Annotated in this window: 1 protein-coding gene; it reads right to left on the bottom strand. The window is 36.0% G+C overall.

The annotated features are described in order from the left end of the window. Positions 1–12 precede the first annotated feature (12 nt). Positions 13–258: transposase (locus GNY06_RS08625; protein WP_166519706.1), on the bottom strand; the 246-nt coding region annotated here is incomplete at its 5' end.

A 258-nucleotide genomic window follows, 5' to 3' on the forward strand; every position in this document is an offset into this window, starting at 1 on the left:
AATTAATGCTCCTCAAAAGCTGTTTTTTTCCTTGAGAATTCTCTCTCCAAATTTAACATAAAGTTGTGATAATGCGATACCCCAGTTATGGATAGGCATTGTCCATTTTTTACTGATATTCTGTATTACCAGATACATTAGCTTCATCAGTGGCTGTTCTGAAGGAAAAGCACCTTTATTTTTGGTGATTTTGCGTATCTGGCGATGTACCCCTTCAATTGGATTGGTAGTATATATGCTTTTTCGTACTACCTCATC

It is taken from the genome of Elizabethkingia argenteiflava (genome assembly GCF_009904105.1).
Classification (GTDB): domain Bacteria; phylum Bacteroidota; class Bacteroidia; order Flavobacteriales; family Weeksellaceae; genus Elizabethkingia; species Elizabethkingia argenteiflava.